20 protein-coding genes and 1 pseudogene are annotated in these 22,059 nt (G+C 71.0%); 5 read left to right on the top strand and 16 right to left on the bottom strand.

Annotation, left to right across the window (positions count from 1 at the left end; genetic code table 11):
- The 5 genes and pseudogenes from AC1DWC_RS15075 to AC1DWC_RS15055 all read left to right on the top strand — a co-directional run.
- Positions 1–245 (top strand): annotated as a pseudogene (locus AC1DWC_RS15075) (ABC transporter ATP-binding protein); the annotation flags it as partial.
- Positions 246–320: 75 nt separating this feature from the next.
- Entirely contained in the window at positions 321–797 is a 477-nt protein-coding gene (locus AC1DWC_RS15070; protein WP_477909234.1) for a nuclear transport factor 2 family protein, read from the top strand.
- 69 nt (positions 798–866) lie between these two features.
- On the top strand, positions 867–1,721 hold the full coding sequence (locus AC1DWC_RS15065; RefSeq protein WP_477909232.1) for a quinone oxidoreductase family protein: 855 nt from the start codon (positions 867–869) through the stop codon (positions 1,719–1,721).
- Positions 1,722–1,796: 75 nt separating this feature from the next.
- Positions 1,797–2,804, top strand: coding sequence for an enoyl-CoA hydratase/isomerase family protein (locus tag AC1DWC_RS15060; RefSeq protein ID WP_477909230.1), 1,008 nt, complete (start codon positions 1,797–1,799; stop codon positions 2,802–2,804).
- Positions 2,805–2,884: 80 nt separating this feature from the next.
- A complete protein-coding gene (locus AC1DWC_RS15055) occupies positions 2,885–3,727 on the top strand; it encodes an SDR family oxidoreductase (RefSeq protein ID WP_477909247.1) in 843 nt (280 codons plus the stop codon).
- Here the strand turns inward: AC1DWC_RS15055 and AC1DWC_RS15050 are convergent.
- The 16 genes from AC1DWC_RS15050 to AC1DWC_RS14975 all read right to left on the bottom strand — a co-directional run bounded on the left by AC1DWC_RS15050 (position 3,724) and on the right by AC1DWC_RS14975 (position 22,057).
- Positions 3,724–5,049 (bottom strand): sensor histidine kinase, encoded by a 1,326-nt coding sequence (locus AC1DWC_RS15050; RefSeq protein WP_477909228.1) that lies wholly within the window; start codon positions 5,047–5,049, stop codon positions 3,724–3,726. The two genes, AC1DWC_RS15055 and AC1DWC_RS15050, sit on opposite strands and share 4 nt — an antisense overlap.
- On the bottom strand, positions 5,046–5,747 hold the full coding sequence (locus AC1DWC_RS15045; protein WP_477909226.1) for a response regulator transcription factor: 702 nt from the start codon (positions 5,745–5,747) through the stop codon (positions 5,046–5,048). The genes AC1DWC_RS15050 and AC1DWC_RS15045 overlap by 4 nt, the downstream gene beginning before the upstream one ends.
- Positions 5,748–5,799: 52 nt before the next feature.
- Positions 5,800–6,327 carry a hypothetical protein gene (locus AC1DWC_RS15040; RefSeq protein ID WP_477909225.1) on the bottom strand — a complete coding sequence of 176 codons (528 nt, stop codon included), beginning with the start codon at positions 6,325–6,327 and terminating at the stop codon, positions 5,800–5,802.
- A 100-nt stretch (positions 6,328–6,427) separates the two neighbouring features.
- Positions 6,428–7,090 carry a nicotinamide riboside transporter PnuC gene (gene pnuC / locus AC1DWC_RS15035; protein WP_477909224.1) on the bottom strand — a complete coding sequence of 221 codons (663 nt, stop codon included), beginning with the start codon at positions 7,088–7,090 and terminating at the stop codon, positions 6,428–6,430.
- A gap of 45 nt (positions 7,091–7,135) precedes the next feature.
- Positions 7,136–8,719, bottom strand: coding sequence for an NADH-quinone oxidoreductase subunit NuoN (nuoN, locus tag AC1DWC_RS15030; RefSeq protein WP_477909222.1), 1,584 nt, complete (start codon positions 8,717–8,719; stop codon positions 7,136–7,138).
- Complete coding sequence (locus tag AC1DWC_RS15025; protein ID WP_477909220.1) at positions 8,716–10,314, bottom strand: NADH-quinone oxidoreductase subunit M; 1,599 nt, start codon at positions 10,312–10,314, stop codon at positions 8,716–8,718. Before AC1DWC_RS15025 ends, nuoN begins: the two co-directional genes overlap by 4 nt.
- Positions 10,311–12,206: an NADH-quinone oxidoreductase subunit L gene (gene nuoL, locus AC1DWC_RS15020; protein ID WP_477909218.1), complete on the bottom strand. Its 1,896-nt coding sequence runs from the start codon at positions 12,204–12,206 to the stop codon at positions 10,311–10,313. Before nuoL ends, AC1DWC_RS15025 begins: the two co-directional genes overlap by 4 nt.
- Positions 12,203–12,502 (bottom strand): NADH-quinone oxidoreductase subunit NuoK, encoded by a 300-nt coding sequence (gene nuoK, locus AC1DWC_RS15015; RefSeq protein WP_072845398.1) that lies wholly within the window; start codon positions 12,500–12,502, stop codon positions 12,203–12,205. Before nuoK ends, nuoL begins: the two co-directional genes overlap by 4 nt.
- Complete coding sequence (locus AC1DWC_RS15010) at positions 12,499–13,284, bottom strand: NADH-quinone oxidoreductase subunit J (protein ID WP_477909216.1); 786 nt, start codon at positions 13,282–13,284, stop codon at positions 12,499–12,501. Before AC1DWC_RS15010 ends, nuoK begins: the two co-directional genes overlap by 4 nt.
- Positions 13,281–13,799, bottom strand: a complete 519-nt coding sequence (nuoI, locus tag AC1DWC_RS15005) for an NADH-quinone oxidoreductase subunit NuoI (protein WP_477909214.1) — start codon at positions 13,797–13,799, stop codon at positions 13,281–13,283. The genes AC1DWC_RS15010 and nuoI overlap by 4 nt, the downstream gene beginning before the upstream one ends.
- On the bottom strand, positions 13,792–15,096 hold the full coding sequence (nuoH, locus tag AC1DWC_RS15000; RefSeq protein WP_477909245.1) for an NADH-quinone oxidoreductase subunit NuoH: 1,305 nt from the start codon (positions 15,094–15,096) through the stop codon (positions 13,792–13,794). The genes nuoI and nuoH overlap by 8 nt, the downstream gene beginning before the upstream one ends.
- Complete coding sequence (locus tag AC1DWC_RS14995) at positions 15,096–17,495, bottom strand: NADH-quinone oxidoreductase subunit G (RefSeq protein ID WP_477909212.1); 2,400 nt, start codon at positions 17,493–17,495, stop codon at positions 15,096–15,098. The genes nuoH and AC1DWC_RS14995 overlap by 1 nt, the downstream gene beginning before the upstream one ends.
- A complete protein-coding gene (gene nuoF, locus AC1DWC_RS14990) occupies positions 17,492–19,564 on the bottom strand; it encodes an NADH-quinone oxidoreductase subunit NuoF (RefSeq protein WP_477909210.1) in 2,073 nt (690 codons plus the stop codon). Before nuoF ends, AC1DWC_RS14995 begins: the two co-directional genes overlap by 4 nt.
- Positions 19,561–20,856 (bottom strand): NADH dehydrogenase (quinone) subunit D, encoded by a 1,296-nt coding sequence (nuoD, locus tag AC1DWC_RS14985; protein WP_477909208.1) that lies wholly within the window; start codon positions 20,854–20,856, stop codon positions 19,561–19,563. Before nuoD ends, nuoF begins: the two co-directional genes overlap by 4 nt.
- Positions 20,856–21,506 carry an NADH-quinone oxidoreductase subunit C gene (locus tag AC1DWC_RS14980; RefSeq protein ID WP_477909206.1) on the bottom strand — a complete coding sequence of 217 codons (651 nt, stop codon included), beginning with the start codon at positions 21,504–21,506 and terminating at the stop codon, positions 20,856–20,858. Before AC1DWC_RS14980 ends, nuoD begins: the two co-directional genes overlap by 1 nt.
- Positions 21,503–22,057 carry a NuoB/complex I 20 kDa subunit family protein gene (locus AC1DWC_RS14975; protein WP_072845390.1) on the bottom strand — a complete coding sequence of 185 codons (555 nt, stop codon included), beginning with the start codon at positions 22,055–22,057 and terminating at the stop codon, positions 21,503–21,505. Before AC1DWC_RS14975 ends, AC1DWC_RS14980 begins: the two co-directional genes overlap by 4 nt.
- Positions 22,058–22,059 lie beyond the last annotated feature (2 nt).

Below are 22,059 nucleotides of genomic sequence, written 5' to 3'. Positions count from 1 at the left end.
GTTCGGGCGCGTCCGCGGCGGCCCGCGACGGCGCCGCCGATCGCGCCGCGCGCAAGGAGCTGAGCAAGCTCGAGCGGCAGGTCGCCAAGCTCGACGACCGCGAGAAGGCGCTGCACGCCGCGCTCGCGGAGGCGTCCACCGACCAGCAGCGGCTGCAGGACCTCGACGCGGAGCTGCGTCAGGTGCTGGCGGAGAAGGACTCCGTCGAGGAACGCTGGATGGAACTGGCCGCCGAACTCGACTAGTCGAGTGGTCGAATTCGGGCGGTCAGGGGGACGATTCGCCCTGCCCTCCCGGTCGGGGTGGCCTAGCCTTGGTAGATGGACCTCGAGGCTGTCGCGTTGATCAGCAGGCTCAAGTACCGGTACCTGCGTGCCCTCGACACCAAGGACTGGGTGCTGTTCCGGGACACGCTGATTCCCGAGGCCACCGCGACCTACGGGGAGTACCTGCGGTTCGAGGACCGGGAGGCGCTGGTGTCGTTCATGGAGGTCACCCTCGGCCCGCACATGCTCACCGAGTACCGGTGCGGCCAGCCCGAGATCGAGGTGGACGGTGACACCGCCGCGGGCGTCTGGGCGTTGTCCGACACGGTGATCATTCCGGAGGACGGAATGTTGGTGCGCGGCACGGCTTTCTACCACGACGAGTACGTGCGGGACACGACCGGCGAATGGCTGATCTCGCACACCGGGTACGAACGCACCTTCGAGACCGTGATCTCGCTGAAGGACCTGCCGAGCTTCCATCTGACCTCCAACAAGTGGGACCTCCTCGTGAATCCACCCGCCTCCTGAGACGGCTGTGTCATGCGAGCGATCGGGCTGAACGGACCAGGGCGGGCGTTGACCCCCTTGGAGGTCCCGGTGCCCACGATCGACGACGACGAGGTGCTGGTCCGGATCGTCGCGATCGGCGTCGGCGTCCACGACCGACGGTTCCTGCCCGAGGACGCCGAGTACCCGTACCCGATCGGTGTCGAAGCCACCGGAATCGTCGAGGAGGTCGGCCGCTGCGCCGCCGCGCACCGGCCCGGGGACCGGGTCATGTTCGTCAGCAGCATGCAGCGCAAGGGCGGCACCTGGGCCGAGTTCGCCGCCGTGTCCGCGACGGCGCTGGTGCCCATCCCGGACGGCCTCGGTGCGGTCGCCGCCGCCGCCCTCCCGGTCGCCGGCACCGTGGCGTCGGCGGGCCTTCGGGGCCTCGACCTCCGGCCGGGACAGAGCGTGTTCGTGGCCGGCGCGTCCGGCGCGATCGGGACCCTCGCGATCCAACTGGCGCGGGCGCGCGGTGTGCGCGTCGCCGCATCCGCGTCGTCGAAGAACCACGCCTACCTCCACTCCCTCGGCGCGGAGCGGGCCGTGGACTACCGCGATGCCGACTGGCCCGAGCAGGTGAGGAACTGGACGCCGGGTGGCGTCGACGGGGCGCTGGCGATCCAGCCCGGGACCGGGACGCCCAGCATGCGGGCCGTCCGGGAGGGCGGACGGGTGGTGACCGTCTCCGGTGACGAGATGTCGCCCGAGCGCGGCGTGCGCGTCGAGCAGATCGCACACGGCCGCGATTCAGTGGTCGAACTGGCCGGGCTCGCCGCGGAGGTGGCGGCGGGCCGGATCCAGGTGCAGGTGGAACGGGTCTATCCCTTCGCGCAGGCGCAGGCCGCGCTCGAGAAGGTCGAGACCGGGCACGCCTGCGGCAAGGTGCTCCTGGTCGTGCAGTAGCCGGATGGCCGGTCCGAGTGGTGCGCGGCCGACCTGGCAGGCTGGCACCCGGCAGTACGAGTGCGGCGGACGGGAGTGTCAATGAGCTTCATCAGGACCAGCGTGTCGGGCGGTGTCGGTGAGATTGTGCTGGACCGGCCGAAGGCGCTCAATGCGCTGGACTCCAGCATGATCCGCGACATGTACGAACCGCTGCTGCGGTGGCGCGACGACCCGGAGATCTCGTCGGTGCTGGTGACCAGCGCCTCCGAGCGCGCCTTCTGCGCGGGTGGGGACATCAAGGCGGTCCGGGACGCGGCGCTGCAGGGCGAAGCCGCGTTCGTGCACGACTTCTTCGACACCGAGTACCGGCTCAACCAGCTGATCGGCGAGTACCCCAAGCCGTACGTCGCGCTGATCGACGGGGCCGCGATGGGCGGCGGCCTCGGCATCTCGGTGCACGGCAGCGTCCGGGTGGTCACGGAGAAGGCGATGCTGGCCATGCCGGAGACCGCGATCGGCTTCTACCCCGACGTGGGCGCGAGCTACTTCCTGCCACGGCTGGCGGGGGCGTCGGGCATGTACCTGGGTCTGACCGGGGCCCGGGCGTCGGCCGGCGACGCGCTGGCGTTCGGCCTGGCCACCCACTACGTGCCGAGCGCGCAGTTGGCCGCGCTGGCGGACGCGATCCGCGGCGGCACCGGCGTCGACGCGGCGTTGGAGAAGTTCGCCGAGCCCGCTCCGGAGGCCCCGCTGGCCGCGCGGCAGGCCCGGATCGACGAGGTGTTCGGCACGGGCACACCCGCGGACATGGCGGCCCGCCTCACCGATGACGACGAGTGGACCGTCGAGACCCGGAACATGCTGGCGGCCCACTCGCCGACCAGCATGTTCGTCACTGCAGAGCTGATCCGGCGGGGTGCGGCGGACGACCTGCGGCAGTGCCTGTGCCGCGAACTGGCCCTCACCGGACCGGTCACCTCGGGCCCCGACTTCGCGGAGGGGGTGCGCGCGGTGCTGGTGGACAAGGACCGCAACCCGTCCTGGTCGCCCGCCACGCTCGACGCCGTCGACCCCGTCGCCGTGGACGCGCTGTTCCTGTAGCCGCACATCCCCCCGTCGCTCCGCTCGCCCCGGCACGACCCAGACCACCCGACCCGAGGGAGATCGTCGTGATAGCTCAGATCCTCGCCCGTGCGGCCCTGAACCCGCTGCCGTCGGTGCGCGGCCTCGCGGCGCGGGTGCTCCCGACCCGTGAGCACCCGATCGCCGGCCGGACGGTCCTGCTCACCGGCGCGTCGTCCGGCGTGGGGGAGGCGGCGGCGCACCTACTTGCCGACCGGGGTGCGCGTCTGGTGCTCGTCGCGCGCGGGGCGGAGGGTCTCGAGGCGGTGCGGGACGAGGTCCGTCGCTCGGGCGGGACGGCGGAGGCGTTGCCGTGCGACCTCACCGACCCGGACGCCGTCGCGGAACTGGCGCGCAGGGTGGCGGCCGACATCGGCCCGGTCGACGTGCTGGTCAACAATGCCGGCCGGTCCATCCGTCGCACCGTCGAGGACACGACCGACCGTTTCCACGACTACGAACGCACCATGGCGCTCAACTACTTCGGGCCGGTTCGGCTGACGCTGGCGCTGCTGCCGTCGATGCTCGAGCGGGGGAGCGGCCACGTGGTGAACGTCGCGACGTGGGGCGTCCCCGGGCGGGTGATGCCGAAGTTCGCGGCCTACCACGCGTCGAAGTCCGCGATCAGCTCCTTCGGCCGCGACCTGGGCGCGGAGGTGGCCGGCCGTGGCGTCTCGGTGTCCACCGTGCACTTCCCGCTGATCCGCACCCCGATGATCGCGCCGACCAAGGACTACGACGCCATGCCGGCGCTCACCCCTCGGCAGGCGGCGCTCTGGCTGGCGGACGCCATCGCGACCCGCCCGGTCGAGGTGATGCCCGCGTACGCGGAGCTCCTGCGTGTGCTCGACACCCTCTCGCCGAGCCTGACCGACGCCCTGGTCCGCCGCGCCGGCATCTAGCCGGCCGGGTGAGCGTGCGGCGCGGGCAGCCGAAGCCACAGCCGGGTGCCGCCGAGCGGGCTCTCGGACAGTTCGGCGGTGCCACCGTGCAGCGCGGCCTGTTGGGCGATCAGCGCCAGCCCGAGCCCGGAGCCCTCGGCATGCGCGGTGGACCCGCGGGCGAACCTCGCGAACAGCGACGCCCGTTCGTGTTCGGGGATGCCGGTGCCGTCGTCGTCGACGGTGACGTCGATGCCGTGAGTGTCGTTCTCGGCGAGGGTGATCCGTACCCGGTCCGCGTCGCCGTGACGGACCGCGTTGGCGATCGCGTTGTCGAGCACCAGCCGCAGCCCGGACGGAATGCCGCGCACGACGACCGCGTCCGGGCCGCGAAGCTCGATGTCGAGGTCGGGTAGCCGCCGGGCGGATTCCTGCACGCAGCGATCGGCAAGTTCGACGAGGTCGACCTCCTCGTGGTCGGCGGCGTCGGACAGTTCGCCGACCGCCAGGCGCTCGAGGTCCGCGAGCGTCGCCTCGACCTCCCGCTGGGTCACGAGCAGGTCGTGCACGACCTCGGCGCGCTGCTCGTCGGACAGCGGCATGGTGGCCAGCACCTCGAGGTCGGTGCGCATCGAGGTCAGCGGGGTGCGCAACTCGTGTGCGGACACCGCGGCGAAGTCGCGGGCCGAGCCGAGCGCACCCTGGGTCCGGTTGCGCGCCTGCTGCATTCGGCCGAGCATCTTGGCAATCGCCTCGGAGAGCTCCTCCGCCTCCCGGGCGCCCCGAACGTTCGGCAGCACGGCGGCCGGGTCGTCACCGACGGTGTGCGTGGCCGCCGCGAGCCTCTGCAGGGGCCGCACGGCCCGGCCGGCCAGCAGCCATCCGAGTCCCGCTGCCACCGCGATCGCCACCACCGCCGCGGCCGCGACCTGCCACTGTTGTTGCCGGATCGCCACGGCCAGTGCGTCCTCCGGAACGCTGACGGCGAGGTAGGTGCCTGCCGCGCCGCTGACCTGGACGTCGCGGGCGCGCACCGGCGTCCCGGCCACGGATTCCGTGCGTACCGAACCGGGATCGAGCACGTACGGGTCCGACGTCGGTACGGGGACTGCCGGACCGACGGTCGGCAGGTCCGGGATCACCATGGTTCGCGCCGGGATCGTCGACTCTGCAGGCACGCTCAACGCCACCGAGTCGAGCGTGCGGTCCAGCTGAGCGGATCCGTTCACTCGCAGGAACACGGCGAACGCGACACCGATCGCGGCGATGACGATGGCCGCCGCCAGTGCCGACACCAGCGCCACCCGGGTCCGCAGGGACAGCGATCGGCGCCGGCCGCTCACGGCTGGTCCCGCAACACGAACCCGACGCCCCGCACGGTGTGCAGCACCCGTGGTTTCCCCGTCGCCTCCAGCTTCCTGCGAATGTACGTGACGAAGACGTCGACGACATTGGTGTCTGCGTCGAAGTCGTAGCCCCACACCAGACGCATCAGCTGCGGCCGGCTGAGCACGATCCCCGCGTTCTCGGCGAGCACACCGAGCAGGTCGAACTCGCGTTTGGTCAGGTCGATGCGGTGCCCGCCGACGTGGGCACGGCGCCCGGGAAGGTCCACCTCCAGTGCACCCACGCTGACGACGCCCGCCGGGGTCGGCGTGCGGGGTGCCCGACGCAGCAGCGCGCGCAGCCGCGCCACCAGCTCGCCCAGCTCGAACGGCTTGGTCAGGTAGTCGTCCGCGCCGGCCTCGAGCCCCGCGATCCGGTCGCCCACCGAGCTGCGGGCGCTCAGCACGCAGATCGGCACCTCGTTGCCCATCGCCCGCAGCGCGGTGACCACGCCGACGCCGTCGAGGCCGGGCATGTTCACGTCCAGCACGAGCGCGTCGGGCCCGGTGGCCACCACGGCGCGCAGCGCGGAGGCCCCGTCGTGCGCGGTCTCGACCTCGAAACCGGACAGACGGAGCCCCCGAGTCAGGGACGAGAGGACCTTGGAGTCGTCGTCGACGATCAGGATGCGGGCGCTGTCATTCACTCGATCCATAGTGCCCGGAGCGAGCAGGGGGGACGTTCGGGCGCCCGCGGATCGCACCGGGTCAGCAGGCCGGCAGTGCCAGCGTGACGGCGGCGTCCGGGCCCGCCAGCGCGTCCGCACCCCGTGCGATCAGGTCCGCGACGGCCTGGCCCTGGCCGACGAGCTCGGCCAGCCGGATGGCCGTTGCCGACGCGTCGTCCACGGCCTGGGCGGCAGCCGACGGCACGGCGGTGCCCATGTCGACCGCGTCGGTCCGGATGACGGTCACCGACGGGTCGCCCGCGGTATCGCCGGCGGCCGAGGGCACCGTCGTTGCCACGACGAGCTCGCCGTTCGCGACCAGTGCGTCGACCTCCTCCGGACTCAGGACGTGGGCGGGGGCGGTGGCGCACCCGGCGACGGTGGGTTCGGACAGCGCTGCGGGGACGGTCTGCGTGGCGGGGACGGAGACGACGACGGGCGCGGTGCTGGGGATGGCGTCGTTGGCCCAGGCCACGCCGGGCACGGCGAACGCTGCGGCAGCGGTGAGTCCGAAGGCGGTGACCGCCGCTCGCCGACGGGTGGTGTTGTTGCTGAGAGCCTTGCGCACGGGTGATCTCCTCGCTCGGTGCCGCGGCCCGGGTGGCCTCGACACCAACGAAGTTATGGGCGGAAAACTCGGCGGTGGTTAGCGAACTCTTAGGGGTTGGTTAGACACGCCTGCCCGCGTGGTCAGATGCTGTGCGCTGGATCTGTAGCCACACCGCGAAACCCCACAGTACGAACACCGCGTACACCAGGTACAGCACGGCCGACGGGTAGAAGCCCGCCTTCAGCAGCAGCGGAACCCCGACCACGTCGACGCCGATCCAGATCAGCCAGAACTCGGTCCAGCCCCGGGCCATGCCGTAGGTGGCCAGCACCGAGCCCGTGAAGATCCACGCCTCCGCCCAGCGACCGTAGGACCCGAGCATTCCGAAGACCTGAGCGAAGACCACGGTGCCCACGATCATGGTCAGGGCCATGGCTGTTCGTTGCCGGGTGGACGCCCAGTGCGGCAGCACCGCCGCGCCGGAGTCGTGCCGGGACTGCAACCACCGGGTCCAGCCGTAGACACTGACGGTGATGAACAACAGCTGACGCCCGGCCTGCCCGTACAGGTTCAGCTCCTGCGGGGTGTGGAACAGCGCACCCATGAACACGGTGAACAGCAACGCATTTCCGGCGATGCCGACCGGCCAGGCCCACACCACGCGCCGCATCCCGCCGACGGCGGAGGCGATGCCGAAGGCGTTGCCGACCACCTCACGCCAGAGGATGGTGGCGCCGCCGAGGTGGATCTCCGCGTCGAAGAGGGTGAGCAGGGGGTTCACAGGACAGTTCTACCCGCCCGCCGCCCGCCGCCCACCGGCGCCCGGTCAGTGCAGGAACGACGCGGCCTGGTCCACCAGGTCCAGCACCGGCTGCGGCGCGATCCCCAGAACCACCGTCACCGCGGCGGCCACCGCGATGGCAAAGCCTGTCCCGGGGCTGGGCACGGCGACCACCGGCTCGTCGGTCGGTGGCTCTGCGAAGAACATCAGCACGATCACCCGCACGTAGAAGAACGCCGCGATCGCACTGGCGACCACACCTACCAGCACCAGGGGCAGGGCGCCGCCGGCGAGCGCGGCCTGGAAGACCGCGAACTTGGCGACGAACCCGCTGGTCAACGGGATGCCGGCGTACGCGAGCAGGAACAGTGCGAAGACGCTGCCGAGCAGCGGCGAGCGCCGTCCGAGCCCCGCCCACTGCGACATCGTGGTCGCCTCGCCGTCGGGTCCGCGCACCAGGCCGACGACGGCGAAACCGCCGAGCGCGCTGAAGCTGTAGGCGAGCAGGTAGAACAGCGTCGACGAGAGCCCGTCGTGGCTGCCGGCGATCAGCCCGGTGAGGACGAACCCGACATGCGAGACCGAGGAGTACGCGAGCATCCGCTTGACGTCGGTCTGCGTCACCGCCAGCACCGAGGCGACCAGCATCGTGAGGACGGCGACGGCCCACAGCATCGGCCGCCAGTCCGTCTGCAGGCCCGGCAGGGCGACGTAGAAGACCCGCAGCATCGCGCCGAACGCGGCGACCTTGGTGGCCGACGCCATGAACGCGGTGATCGGGGTGGGGGCGCCCTGGTACACGTCGGGGATCCACGAATGGAACGGCACCGCACCGACCTTGAACAGCAGACCCACCGACAGCAGGCCCGCACCCATCAGCGCCAGCGGCCGCTCACCGGCGTCCGCCGCGATCGCGTCGGCGATGCCCGTCAGCGACACCGTCCCGGAGTACCCGTACAGCAGGGCCGTGCCGAAGAGGAAGAACGCCGACGAGAAGGCGCCGAGCAGGAAGTACTTGATCGCCGCCTCCTGCGAGAGCAGCCGACGCCTGCGCGCCAGCCCGCACAGCAGGTACAGCGGCAGCGAGAACACCTCGAGCGCCACGAACATGGTGAGCAGGTCGTTCGACGCGGGGAACAGCAGCATGCCGCCGACCGCGAACAGGGTCAGCGGGAACACCTCGGTCTGGACGACGCCGGCCCGGGTCGCCTCGAGCTCGGCGACGCTGCCCGGGACCGCGGACGCCTGCGGGGCGAACGCGTCCGCGCGCCCGGCCCCGGCCTTCCCGGTGCCCGCCCGGTCGATGCGACGTTCGGCGATCAGCGCGATCGCCAGGATCGAGACGAGCAGGATCGTGCCCTGCAGGAACAGGGTCGGGCCGTCGATCGCGACCGCGCCCGCCACCGCGGACTCCTCCGTCCCGGCCAGCGCCACGACGGCGACGAACGCCGCGACGAGTCCGCCGAGGCTGAGCACCAGGTGGCAGCCGTACCGGAGGCGGCGCGGCGCGAAGGCCTCGACCAGGACCCCGGCGGCGGCGACGCCGAACACGATGAGCATCGGTGCGAGCAGGCTGTACTCGACACTCGGCGTCTCGATGCTCGACGCGGACAACAGTGCGGGACTCACTGGTGCGCACCTCCGTCCTGCTCGGCGATGGTCGGTACCGGGTCCTGTTGGTGGATCGTCGTCAACGTCTGCGTCACCGCCGGGTTGATGACGTCGAGCGCCGGCTTGGGGTAGAAGCCGAGGATCAGCAGCAGCGCGAGCAGCGGCGCCGCCACCAGCACCTCACGGGGCACCAGGTCGCGGATCCGCTCGTTGCCCTCGGTGACCGGCCCGCCCATCACCCGTTGGTAGAGCCACAGCACGTAGACCGCGGAGAGCACCAGCGCGAGCGTCGCGATCACCGCGGCCACCTCGTAACGCGGGTACGTGCCGACCAGGACGAGGAACTCGCTGACGAACGGCGCCAGCCCGGGCAGGGACAGGGTGGCCAGGCCCGCGACGAGGAAGGTACCGGCGAGCACCGGCGCCACCTTTTGCACCCCGCCGAACGCGGCGATGGCCCGGGTGCCGCGGCGGGAGACCAGGAACCCGGCGATCAGGAACAGCGCCGCCGTGGAGATGCCGTGGTTGACCATGTAGAGGGTGGAACCGGCCTGCCCCTGGCTGGTCAGCGCGAAGATCCCGAGGATGATGAAGCCGAAGTGCGAGATCGAGGTGTACGCGATCAGGCGCATCACGTCGGTCTGGCCGATCGCGAGCAGGGCGCCGTACACGACGGCGATCACCGACAGCGCGACGATCCACGGCGCGAACGTCCGGGACGCGTCGGGGAACAGTTGCAGGCAGAAGCGCAGCATCGCGAAGGTGCCGACCTTGTCGACGACGGCCATCATGAGCACCGCGGTGGCCGGCGTGGCCTGGACGGCGGCGTCGGGCAGCCAGGTGTGCAGCGGCCACAGCGGCGCCTTGACCGCGAAGGCGAACATGAAGCCGAGGAACAGGGCGTTGGCGACGGGTGCGTCGATGACCAGCGAGCCCGACGAGACCGCGTCGACAATGGCGCGGAGGTCGAAGGTGCCGGCGACGAAGGGGCTCTGGTCCCCGGCGGTCACCACGTACAGGCCGATCACCGCGGCCAGCATGACGAGTCCGCCGAACAGGTTGTACAGCAGGAACTTCACCGCGGCGCGCGACCGATTCGCCCGGTCCTCCCGTGGGCCGAACCCCCCGATGAGGAAGTACAGCGGGATCAACATGGCCTCGAAGAAGATGTAGAACAACAAGATGTCGAGGGCCGCGAACGAGAGCAGCACCATCGCCTCGACCATCAGGATCAGCGCGAAATAGGTGTGCGCGCCCCGGGATTCGCGATCGCCCTCGGCGGGCTCGGCGCCGGCGTCGTGCCAGCCGGCCAACAACAGCAGCGGCACCAGTGCCGCGGTGAGCAGCACCAGCACCAGTGCGATGCCGTCCACGCCCAGCGCGTAGCGGGTGCCGAAAGCCGGTATCCAGGAGTGCGACTCGACGAACTGGTACTGCTCGCCCGCCGGGTCGAACCCGACCGCCACCGCGACGGCGACGCCCAGTGCCGCCGCCGCGACGCCCAGCGCGAGGGCCTTCGCGAGTCGCCGTTGCCGCGCGGGCACCGCCATCACCACGACGGCGCCCACCGCGGGCACCAGCCACAGCGCGGTCAACCAGGGAATCTCGTTCACCAGAGCCTCCCCAGCACCATCGTCGCGACCACCAGGGCCGCGCCCGCGAACATCGCAAGGGCGTAGGACCGGACGAAGCCGGTCTGCAACCGCCGGACCCGCGACGACACGCCGCCGACCAGGGCGGCAAGTCCGTTGACGGCGCCGTCGATGCCCCGGTCGTCGACGGTGACCAGTGACCGGGTCAGCTCGGCGCCGGGACGCATGAACACCGCCTCGTTGACCGCGTCGCCGTAGAGGTCCCGACGGGCCGCGACGGTGAGCCCGGAGACGTCGGTCGGGGCGGTCACCGGGATCTGCAGGGCGGCGTACCGCCGGTAGGCCACAGCGACACCGACGAGCACCACCGCGAGGGTTGCGGTGGTGATCGCCCACACCGGGATCGGCGGTTCGTCGTGGTGCGAACCCACCACCGGCGCGAGCCAGTCCGCCAGCGCGGAGCCGACGGCCAGCAGCGCGCCCGCGCCGACCGATCCCACCGCGAGCACCACCATCGGCGTCGTCATCACGCCCGGCGACTCGTGCGGATGCGCGTCGTCGTGCCACCGGCGGCTGCCGAAGAACGTCATCAGCATCACCCGGGTCATGTAGAACGCGGTCAGGCCCGCACCGACCAGCGCGGCCGTGCCGAGGACCAGGCCCTTCACGGTGAGGCTGCCGGTACTGTCGGCTGCGAACGCCACCTCGATGATCTTGTCCTTGGAGAAGAAGCCGGCGAACGGCGGGACGCCGATGATGGCCAGGTACCCGAGACCGAATGTCAGATACGTGATCGGCATGAAGGCGCGCAGGCCGCCGTAGCGCCGCATGTCCGTCTCGTCGTTCATCCCGTGCATCACCGACCCCGCGCCGAGGAAGAGTCCGGCCTTGAAGAAGCCGTGGGTCAGCAGGTGCATGATCGCGAATGCGTAGCCCGCCGGGCCGAGGCCGGCGGCCAGCACCATGTAGCCGATCTGGCTCATCGTGGACGCGGCGAGGGCCTTCTTGATGTCGTCCTTCGCGCAGCCGATGATTGCGCCGAACAACAGCGTCACGGTGCCGACCGCGACCACGGCCAGCTGCGCGTCCGGGGCCAGGTCGAAGATCGGCCCGCACCGCACGATCAGGTAGACGCCCGCGGTGACCATGGTCGCGGCGTGGATCAGGGCCGACACCGGGGTCGGGCCCTCCATCGCGTCGCCGAGCCACGACTGCAGCGGCACCTGGGCGGACTTGGCGCAGGCCGCCAGCAGCAGCGTCAGCCCGATCGCGGTGAGCGTGGACTCGCTCGCTTCCGTTGCGCCGGTGAAGACCTCGGCGAATCCGACCGAGCCGAACGTCGCGAACATGATCATCATGGCGACGACCAGTCCCATGTCGCCGACCCGGTTGACCACGAAGGCCTTCTTCGCCGCCGTCGCGGCGGCCGGCTTGTGCTGCCAGAATCCGATGAGCAGGTACGAGGCGAGACCGACGCCCTCCCAGCCGAGGTACAGGCCGAGGAAGTTGTCCGCCAGCACCAGCAGCAGCATGGCCGCGAGGAAAAGGTTGAGGTAGGCGAAGAACTTTCGGCGCTGCGGGTCGTGCGCCATGTAGCCGACCGAGTAGATGTGGATCAGTGATCCCACCCCGGTGATCAACAGCACGAAGCACATCGACAGCTGGTCGAGCTGGAGTCCGAAGTCCACCTGCAGCTGCGCCACCGGCACCCAGCTGAACAGGGTCTGGTGCACGGCGCGGTCGGCGCCGTCGCGGCCGAGCATCTCCACGAAAGCGGCCGCGGCGACGGCGAACGACGCCAGCGCGGCGCCGCAGCCGAGCAGGTGTCCCCACGAATCGGTGCGCCGGCCGCCCAGGAGCAACACGACGGCGCCGAGCAACGGAAGTACCGGGACGAGCGCGACGGTACTCAATACTTCAGCAGATTCGCGTCGTCGACCGAGGCGCTGCGGCGGGCCCGGAAGATGGTCATGATGATCGCGAGTCCGACGACCACCTCGGCGGCCGCGACCACCATCGTGAAGAACGCGAAGACCTGTCCGTCGAGGTGGCCGTGCATCCGGGCGAAGGTCACGAACGCCAGGTTGGTGGCGTTGAGCATGAGTTCGATGCACATGAACACCACCAGGGCGTTACGCCGCAGCAGCACACCGGCGGCGCCGATCGTGAACAGCAGGGCCGCGAGGTACAGGTAGTTCTCGGGATTCAACGAGTGCCCTCCTCACCGTGGGGTTCTCCTACGCCAGAGTTTGTTTCGCGGGGTCGGAGGGTGCGGCTGACCGACAGCGGGGCGGGGGTGCCGTCCGGCAGCAGCGCGGCCATGTCCACGGCGTTGTGTCGTGCGTAGACGCCCGGTCCGGGCAGCGGGGTGACCCGGCCGCCCGTGCTGAAGCGTTCCTGCGAGAGCTCCCGCTGGGTCCGACGTCGGCCGAAGCGTTCGCGGTGCGCGAGCACCATGGCGCCCACGGTCGCGGTGATCAGCAGCGCGCCGGTCAGCTCGAAGGCCCACACGTAGCGGGTGAAGATGAGTTCGGCGAGACCCTCGACGTTGCCTTGCCCGTTGGGCTCGTCCAGCCCGACGAAACTCGCCCGGGCGACGGCCCGGCCGATGCCGCCGACCAGCAGGACGCCGAACCCCAGGCCCACCAGGATCGCCGCGACCCGTTGTCCCCGCAGGGTTTCCACCAGCGAGTCGGCGGAGTCGACGCCGATCAGCATGAGCACGAACAGGAACAGCATCATCACCGCGCCGGTGTAGACGACGATCTGCACCACGCCGAGGAACGTCGCGCCCTGGGCGATGTAGAAGACCGCCAGCACGATCATGGTCAGGGCCAGGAAGAGCGCGGAGTAGACGGCCTTGGCCGCGCCGACCACGCCCAGCGCGCCGATCACCGCCACGGCGCCCAGGACCCAGAACGTCACCGCCTCGCCGGTGGAGGTCCGGGTGAGGGGTTCCGCGGCCAGCAGTGCGGCGTCGGCGACGGTCATTGGCGCACCTCGCCGATCACGTTGCCACGGTAGTAGTCCTCGTCGGTCTTCCCGTCGGCCATCGGGTGCGGCGGGGCGACCATGCCGTCCGCGAGCGGCGCCAGCAGTCGGTCCTTGCCGTAGATCAGGTCGGCGCGGTTGTCGTCGACCATCTCGTAGTCGTCGGTCATGGTCAGCGCCCGCGTCGGGCAGGCCTCGATGCACAGGCCGCAGCCGATGCAGCGGAGGTAGTTGATCTGGTAGACGCGGCCGTACCGTTCGCCGGGCGAGTAGCGCTCCTCGTCGGTGTTGTCCGCGCCCTCGACGTAGATGGCGTCGGCCGGACAGGCCCACGCGCACAGTTCACACCCGATGCACTTCTCGAGCCCGTCCGCGTACCGGTTCAGCTGGTGCCGGCCGTGGTAACCGGGGGCCGTCGGGACCTTCTCCTCCGGGTAGAACTCGGTGGTGGGTTTGGCGAACATCGTCGAGAAGGTGACACCGAAACCGGCGAGTGGGCCGAGGAATTCAGACATCGCTGTCCTCCTTTGCAGAAGCTGTCGCGGCGCGACGGGAGAAGGCGGGTAGCGCCTGGCCCGGCATCGGCGGCACCGGGAAGCCGCCGGCCATGGGGTCGAACGCCGGGGGAGCGGGCGGGGCGAGTGGGGCCGCGGCGGCGGGCCGGCGCAGCGCCCGCCACACCAGCGCGAGTACCACCAGCGCGACCACCACGCCGCCACCGCCGAGCACGATCGACGTGGCGTCGTACCCGTCGTTGTGCAGTGCGCGCACCGCGGCGACGATCATCACCCAGGTCAGCGCGGCCGGGATCAGGATCTTCCAGCCGAGGTTCATGAACTGGTCGTACCGCATGCGGGGCAGCGTGGTCCGCAGCCAGATGAAGACGAACAGGAAGCCCCAGACCTTCGCGGTGAACCACAGCACCGGCCACCAGCCGGAGTTCGCGCCGTCCCACATGTTCAGCGGCCACGGCGCGTGCCAGCCGCCGAGGAACAGGGTGGTGGCCAGTGCGGAGACGGTGACCATGTTGATGTACTCGGCGAGCATGAACATGGCGAAACGCAGCGAGGAGTACTCGGTGTGGAAGCCGCCGACCAGCTCGCCCTCGGCCTCGGGCAGGTCGAACGGGGCCCGGTTGGTCTCGCCGACCATCGACGTCACGTAGATCAGGAACGACGGCAGCAGCAGGAAGACGTACCAGGTGCCTTCCTGCGCGGCCACGATGCCGGAGGTGGACATCGTGCCGGCGACCAGGAAGACGGCGGCGAACGTCAGGCCCATCGCGATCTCGTAGGAGATCACCTGCGCCGTCGAACGGAGCCCGCCGAGCAGCGGGTAGGTCGAGCCGGAGGACCACCCGGCGAGCACGATGCCGTAGACGCCGATGGAGGTGATCGCGAGGATGTACAGGACGGCCACCGGCATGTCGGTGAGCTGCAGCGGTGTCCACTGCCCGAAGACGGACACCTCCGGGCCGAACGGGATCACCGCGAACGCCATGATCGCCGGGACCACCGCGATGACCGGGGCGAGGAGGTAGACCGCCTTGTCCGCGGCCGCCGGGACGATGCCCTCCTTGAGCGCGAGCTTGATGCCGTCGGCGAGGGACTGCAGCATCCCCCACGGGCCGACCCGGTTGGGCCCCACCCGCATCTGCATCCAGGCCATCACCTTGCGTTCGGCGAGGATCGCGACGATCGGGGTCAACATGAGGAAGGCGAAGATGGCCACGGACTTGGCGACGACCAGCCACCACGGGTCCCGCCCGAAGGCGGACAGGTCGACGGCGACCGCGAGGGTGTCGGTGCCCATCATGGCCTCCCCGCGCGGATCCGGACCAGGCCGCCCGACGGGGCTGCGAGCCGGCGGTACACCGCGGATCCGGGGGAGTTCAGCGGCAACCACACCACCCGCTCGGGCAGGTCGGTGACCGCCAGCGGCAGGGTGAGCGCGCCGCGGTCGGTGGTGACGGTCACCGGGTCGCCTTCGGCGGCACCGATTTCGGCGGCGGTACCCGCCGAGAGCCGAACGACGGGGGTGCGGGCGGTGCCGGCCAGGTGGGGCTCGCCGTCCTGCAGCCGTCCGGAGTCCAGCAGCATCCGCCAGGTCGCCAGGACGGCCTCGCCGGGACCGGGTTGCCGCTGTACGGCCGTCGGGTAGGCGGGAAGGACGGGGCGAGCGCCGTTCCAGGCGCCCAGGGCGGCGAGCTCCGCGCGGGCGGCCGCGGCGTCCGGCAGGCCGAGGCGGCTGCCCATCCGGGTGGCGATCGCGTCCAGCACCCGCTGGTCGGGCATGGCGCCCGCGGTGTCCAGGGCGGCGGGGAAGGGCCGCTCGCGGCCCTCCCAGGACAGGAAGGTGCCCGGCTTCTCCGCGACGGGCGCCACCGGGAACACGACGTCCGCGCGGTCGGTGACCGCGCTGCGCCGCAGTTCCAGGCTGACCACGAAACCGGCGGCCTCGACGGCGCGGCGGGCCGCCTCCGGGTCGGGTAGGTCGTCGAGCTCGACGCCGCCGACCACCAGCGCGCCGAGGTCCTGCGCTGCCGCGGCCGCGAGGATGCCGGCGGTGTCCCGGCCGGGCGTGACGGGCAGGTCCGGGCCCCACAGCGCGGAAACCTGTTGCCGGGCATCGGGGTCGGTGACGGGTCGGCCGCCGGGCAGCAGGTGCGGCAGCGTCCCGGCCTCGACCGCGCCCCGCTCGCCGGCCCGACGCGGCACCCAGGCCAGGGCGGCGCCGGTCGCGTCGGCCAGTCGGACGGCGGCGGACAGTCCGCCGGGCACCGTCGCCAGTCGCTCGCCGACCAGGATGACGGCGCCGGGCCTGCGCAGCAGTTCGTCCGGGTGCAGGGCCTCGAGCGCCGCGGGTTCGTCGCCGGGGGAGGTCTGGATCAACCGGCCCGACATCTTCTCCAGGCCGCGGGTGGCGAACGGGGCGACGGAGGAGACCCGAATGCCTTTCCGGCGGGCTGCCTTCCGCAGGCGGAGGTAGACGATCGGCGACTCCTCCTCCGGCTCGAACGCCACCAGCAGCACCGCCGACGACTGCTCCAGGTCGTCGTAGGTGACGCCCATCCGCTGCCCCGCCACCCGGGCCGCCAGGAACTCCGCCTCCTCGGCCGAGTGCGGGCGGGAACGGAAGTCGATGTCGTTGGTGCCCAACGTGACCCGCGCGAACTTCGCGTAGGCGTAGGCGTCCTCCCAGGTGCTGCGGCCGCCGACCAGCACGGCGGCCCCGCCGGGTGCCGCGGCCAGCCCGCTCGCCGCCGCCGTCAGCGCCTCGGGCCAGGACGCGGGCCGCAGCTCGCCGTCGGCGCCCCGGATCATCGGCGTGGTGATCCGGTCCCGCTCGGTGGCGTAGGTGAACGCGAACCGGCCCTTGTCGCAGTTCCACTCCTCGTTGACCTGCGGGTCGTCGCCGGCAAGGCGGCGCATCACCTTGCCGCGACGGTGGTCGGTGCGCTGCGCGCAGCCGCTGGCGCAGTGCTCGCAGACGCTCGGGCTCGACACCAGGTCGAACGGCCGGGCCCGGAACCGGTAGTCGGTGCTGGTGAGCGCGCCGACCGGGCAGACCTGCACCGTGTTGCCGGAGAAGTACGACTCGAACGGCTCGCCCGCGGCGATGCCGACCTGCTGCTGGGCGCCGCGCTCGAGCATGTCGATGAACGGGTCGCCGGCGATCTGTTCGGAGAACCGGGTGCACCGGGCACAGAGCACGCACCGCTCGCGGTCCAGCAGGATCTCGGAGGACAGCGGGATCGGTTTGGGGAAGGTGCGTTTGACCCCGTCGAAGCGCGACTCGGCCCGTCCGGTGGACAGGGCCTGGTTCTGCAGCGGGCACTCGCCGCCCTTGTCGCAGATCGGGCAGTCCAACGGATGGTTGATCAGCAGCAGTTCCATCACGCCGCGCTGCGCCTTGTCGGCGACCGGCGAGGTGAGCTGGGTGCGCACGACCATGCCGTCGGTGACCGCGGTGGTGCAGGACGCGAGCGGCTTGCGCTGGCCCTCCACGTCGACCAGGCACTGGCGGCAGGCGCCGACCGGTTCGAGCAGCGGGTGGTCGCAGAACCGGGGGATCTGCACGCCCAGCAGTTCGGCGGCCCGGATCACCAGGGTGCCCTTGGGGACGGCGATCTCGGTGCCGTCGACGGTGACGGTCACCAGGTCCGACGGCAGCGGCAGGCCGGTCGTGTCGTCGGGCGCATGGACGGTCATCGCTCACCTCCCCCGGGCCGATGAGGCCGCAGAATCGAGGCGGCCGGGTCGAACGGGCAACCCGACTCGAAGTGGGCCAGGTACTCGTCGCGGAAGAGCGCGATCGAGGACGTGATCGGGCTGGTCGCGCCGTCGCCGAGCGCACAGAACGCGCGGCCGAGGATGTTGTCGGAGATGTCGAGCAGCGTCTCCAGGTCCTCCTCGGTGCCGTCACCCGCCTCGAGTCGCTGCAGGATCTGCACCAGCCAGTAGGTGCCCTCCCGGCAGGGCGTGCACTTGCCGCAGGACTCGTGGGCGTAGAACTCCGCCCAGCGCAGGACCGTGCGCACCACGCAGGTGGTCTCGTCGAAGATCTGCAGCGCCTTGGTGCCCAGCATCGACCCGGCCGCCGCCACGCCCTCGTAGTCGAGCGGGACGTCCAGGTGCGCGTCGGTGAAGATCGGCGTGGACGAGCCGCCCGGCGTCCAGAACTTCAGGCGGTGCCCGGCCCGGACCCCGCCCGCGTAGCCGAGCAGTTCGCGCAGCGTGATGCCCAGCGGGGCCTCGTACTGTCCCGGGCGGGTGACGTGGCCGGAGAGGGAGTAGAGGGTGAAGCCCGGCGACTTCTCGCTGCCCATCGAGCGGAACCACTCGACACCGCCCAGCACGATCGACGGCACGCTCGCGATGGACTCGACGTTGTTGACGACGGTCGGGCAGGCGTAGAGACCCTCCACCGCCGGGAACGGCGGTCGCAGCCGGGGCTGGCCGCGCCGGCCCTCCAACGAGTCGAGCAGCGCGGTCTCCTCGCCGCAGATGTACGCCCCGGCACCGGCGTGCACCACCAGTTCGAGGTCGTACCCGCGGCCCAGGATGTCCTTGCCGAGGTACCCGGCGTCGTACGCCTCGGCGACCGCGGCCTGCAGTCGGCGCAGGACCGGGACCACCTCGCCGCGCAGGTAGATGAAGGCGTGGCCGGCCCCGATCGCGTACGCCGCGATGATCGCGCCCTCGACGAGGGCGTGCGGGGTGGCCATGATCAGCGGCATGTCCTTGCAGGTCCCCGGCTCGGACTCGTCGGCGTTGACGACCAGGTAGTGGGGCTTGTCTCCCGACTGTGCATTCGGGTCGCTCCGCGGGCTCCGCTCCTGCGGTATGAACGACCACTTGGTGCCGGTCGGGAAACCGGCGCCGCCGCGGCCCCGCAATCCGGAGTCCTGGACCGTCGTCACGACCTCCGCCGGCTGCATGCGCAGCGCCCGGGCCAGCGCCTGGTAGCCGTCGTGGCCGCGGTAGGTGTCGAGGGTCCAGGACCGCGGGTCGTCCCAGTACCCGCTCAGGACGGGTGTCAGCGGCGTGGCCCCGGCGGGCCGCCCCTCGCCGGGCTCGCGCGTCACGCGCAGGCCCGCGACGGTGGCGTCGCCGCCGCTGCCCGCGGCCTCCGAGGCCCCGGGCCGCTCGTCGGGGAAGCCGGCGAGGATGCGGGCGGTCTGCCGGAAGGTGCACAGCGGCGCACCGCGGCTCGGGGTGACCTGGTCGCCGGCCCGCAGACCGTCGACGACGGCCCGGGCGGAGTCCGGCGTCTGGTTGTCGAAGAACTCCCAGTTGACCATCACCACCGGGGCGTAGTCACACGCCGCGTTGCACTCGATGTGCTCGAGCGTGATCTTGCCGTCCGCGGTGGTGTCCCCGTTCGGCCCGCCGAGGTCCAGGTGTTCCTCGAGCGCGGACAGGATCTCGTCGCCACCCATGATCGCGCAGAGCGCGTTGGTGCAGACCCCGACGTGGTAGTCGCCGGTCGGGTCGCGGCGGTACATCGAGTAGAAGGTGGCGACCGCGGACACGGCGGCGCCGCTGAGCCCGAGTTGCGCTGCGCAGAAGCCGATCCCGGCCGGGGTGATGTACCCGTCCTCGGCCTGCACCAGGTGCAGCAGCGGGATCAGTGCGGAGCGCGGGCCGGGGTAGCGGCCGATGAGCTCCTTCGCGTCGACCTCGAGCCGGGCGAGGACGTCGGTCGGGTAGGAGGCCCGCCCGGCCGGCGGCGACGGCGGGGCGCCGAACTCGACGAACACCGGTTCACGATCGGTCATCGGTCCACCCCTCCCATGACGGGGTCGATGCTGGCGACCGAAGCGATGACGTCGGAGACCATGCCCCCCTCACACATTGCGGCGACGGCCTGCAGATTCGTGAACGACGGGTCGCGGAAGTGCACCCGGTACGGGCGGGTGCCGCCGTCGCTGACCACGTGCACGCCCAGCTCGCCGCGGGGCGACTCGACCGCGGTGTACACCTGTCCCGCCGGCACCCGGATGCCCTCGGTGACCAGTTTGAAGTGGTGGATCAGTCCCTCCATGGAGGTGTCCATGATGGTGCGCACGTGGTCCGCGGACTGGCCCAGACCGTCGGCCCCCAGTTCCAGGTCGGCCGGCCAGGCAATCTTCTTGTCCGCGAGCATGACCGGTCCGGGCTGCAGCCGGTCGAGGCACTGCTCGACGATCTTCAGCGACTCCCTCATCTCACCGATCCGGATCAGGTACCTGCCGTAGCAGTCGTTCCCGGTGTCGGTGACGACGTCGAACTCGTAGTTCTCGTAGCCGCAGTAGGGCTGTGCCCGGCGCAGGTCGTGGGGGAGCCCGGTGGCCCGCAGCACCGGGCCGGTGACGCCGAGCGCCATGCAGCCGGTGAGGTCGAGGTAGCCGATGCCCTGGTTGCGACCCTTCCAGATCGCGTTCTCGGTGAGGAGATTCTCCATGTCCCGCAACCGGTTCGGCATGATCTGCAACAGCTCGCGAACCTTGCGGTCCGAGCCGGCGGGCATGTCCTGGGCCAGGCCGCCGGGCCGGATGTAGGCGTGGTTCATCCGCAGGCCGGTGATCGCCTCGAACACGTCGAGTACCAGTTCACGCTCGCGGAAACCGAAGATCATCGCGGTGACCGCGCCCATCTCCATGCCCGCGGTCCCGAGCGCCACCAGGTGCGAGGAGATGCGGTTGAGTTCCATCAGCATCACGCGGACGACGGTGGCCCGCTCGGGGATCGCGTCGGTGACGTCGAGCAGCTTCTCCACCGCCAGGCAGTAGGCGGTCTCGTTGAAGAACGGGGAGAGGTAGTCCATCCGGGTGACGAAGGTGACGGCCTGCGTCCAGTTGCGGTACTCGAGGTTCTTCTCGATTCCGGTGTGCAGGTAGCCGATGCCGCAGCGCGCCTCGGTGACCGTCTCGCCCTCGAGTTCCAGGACGAGGCGGAGGACCCCGTGCGTCGACGGGTGCTGCGGGCCCATGTTGACCACGATGCGTTCGTTACCGGATTCGCGTGCGGCATCGACGATCTCGTCCCAGTCCTGCCCGCCGGAGGTATAGATCACTTCACTCGCAGGCATCAGCTGTACGCCCTCCGCTCGTCGGGCGGCGGTATCGTCGCGCCCTGGTACTCGACGGGGATCCCGCCGAGTGGGTAGTCCTTGCGCTGCGGGTGACCGGTCCAGTCGTCGGGCATCTCGATCCGGGTCAACGAGGGATGGCCGTCGAACACGATCCCGAAGAAGTCGTAGGTCTCCCGCTCGTGCCAGTCGTTCGTCGGGTACACCCCGTAGAGCGACGGCAGGTGCGGGTCGGCGTCGGGCACCGACACCTCGAGACGGAGGAGTCGGCCCAGGGTGATCGACCGCAGGGGGTAGACCGCGTGCAGTTCCCGGCCCACGTCCTTCGGGTAGTGCACTCCGTTGACCCCGAGGCACAGTTCGAACCGGAGGTCGGGTTCGTCGCGCAGTCGCTGCGCGACCTCGGGCAGGAACTCGCGGCGCACGTGCAGGGTCAGCTCGTCGCGGAAGACGACGACCTGCTCGACGGCCTGGTCGAACCCGACGCCGACCTCGACGAGGGCCTCGGCCAGGGTGTCGACGACGTCGTCGAAGTACCCGCTGTACGGTCGAGAAGTGCTGTCGGGCAGCGTGACCGGCCGGACCAGGCGTCCGTACCCGGACGTGTCGCCGGTACCGCTCACCCCGAACATGCCCCGCTGGTCTGTCATCGCAGCAACCCCTTCACCGCGAACGTGGGCGTGGACGCCAGCGCGGCCTGCTCGGCCGCCCGCACCGCCTCGTCCCGGTTGACCCCGAGCGGCATCTGCTGGATCTTCTCGTGCAGCGTGATGATCGCGTTGAGCAGCGCCTCGGGTCGCGGCGGGCACCCGGGCAGGTAGATGTCGACGGGGACGATGTGGTCGACGCCCTGCAGGATCGCGTAGTTGTTGAACATGCCACCGGACGAGGCGCACACGCCCATCGCGAGGACCCACTTCGGTTCCGCCATCTGGTCGTAGACCTGCCGCAGCACCGGGGCCATCTTCTGGCTGACCCGGCCGGCGACGATCAGCAGGTCGGCCTGGCGGGGCGAGGCGCGGAAGGCCTCCATGCCGAACCGGGCGATGTCGTAGCGGCCGGCCGCGGTGGCCATCATCTCGATCGCGCAGCAGGCGAGGCCGAAGGTCGCGGGCCACAGCGAGCCCTTCCGGGCGTAGCCCGCCAGCGACTCGACGGTGGTCAGCAGGAAGCCGCTCGGCAGCTTTTCCTCGAGACCCATCC

Source organism: Rhodococcus sp. P4_C10 (genome assembly GCF_056402135.1).
This window is presented reverse-complemented; position numbering and strand designations above follow the sequence as displayed.